Origin of the sequence: Coprococcus intestinihominis (genome assembly GCF_040096555.1) — a bacterium.
Lineage (GTDB): Bacteria > Bacillota > Clostridia > Lachnospirales > Lachnospiraceae > Coprococcus_A > Coprococcus_A intestinihominis.
In genome coordinates this window covers 1-963 of the sequence record NZ_JBBMEK010000482.1, presented here as the reverse complement: position 1 = coordinate 963, position 963 = coordinate 1, and the positions used below count along the sequence as shown (strand labels likewise).

1 protein-coding gene is annotated in these 963 nt (G+C 39.6%); it reads left to right on the top strand.

What is annotated here, in order from left to right; translation table 11 throughout:
• A partial coding sequence (locus WMO25_RS18365) for a SpaA isopeptide-forming pilin-related protein (RefSeq protein ID WP_349086689.1) occupies nucleotides 1-963 on the top strand: 963 nt, incomplete at both ends.

Genomic DNA, 963 nt, shown 5'->3' with positions numbered 1-963 from the left:
CCATTTGGTGACGATCAATACTATTTCGGTATGCGTTATGATGTGACTTTCAAACTGGGTGATTATGTCGGTGATTTGAATTACAAGTTCACAGGTGACGATGACTTATGGGTACTTCTTGATGGAAAAAAAGTTGTAATTGATGTTGGTGGTATTCATGATGCGCTTACAGGAAGTGCAGACCTCTGGAAAGAGCTTGGTTTTGAAAATGGTGCCAGACCAACAACAACTGACGAAAAGAATGCGGAACACCGAATTACTGTATTATATATGGAGCGTGGTGCCGGTGCATCAAACTGTCAGATGGAATTCACATTGCCAAATGCAAGACTTCTTAATGTTGAGAATACACCAATTGCGCAGATGTCTTTTGTAAAAGTTAATACAAAGAAGGAGGCTTTGAAAGACGCTACATTCGTATTAAAGAATGACGAAACAGGTGGAGAACAGGTAGTAACTTCTGATGAGCAGGGCACTGTTAATTTTAGCAATCTTGTAGCCGGTACATACACTTTGACAGAGAAAGTTGCTCCGAATGGTTATGCAGCTTCAAATACGCCTTGGAAGGTTATTGTTACAGTAGAAGGCACAACAGCTACAGCAAAGCTGTATGAATCCGATGGCACAACAGAAGTCAAGACAGACGATGGCACTTATAAGATTATCAATCTGTCTCAGGAAGAACAGGCAAAATTATTAGTTGATTACGATAAGACGGCAAAAGTAACGGACTGGGAAAATCGTAAGTATGATATTGATATTACAGCTTCTTCCAAATTGACGAGTTCTACTACTCAGGAGACAGGCGGTGTCGCTGATGTGATGTTGGTACTGGATGCTTCGGGGTCAATGGGTGAAAGTATCTATACATATTTCGGTACAAATGACAGTACGACAAGAGATCGTATGGATACGAATAAAACCTATTATTTAAAATATAATGGACACTATTATAAAGTGTAT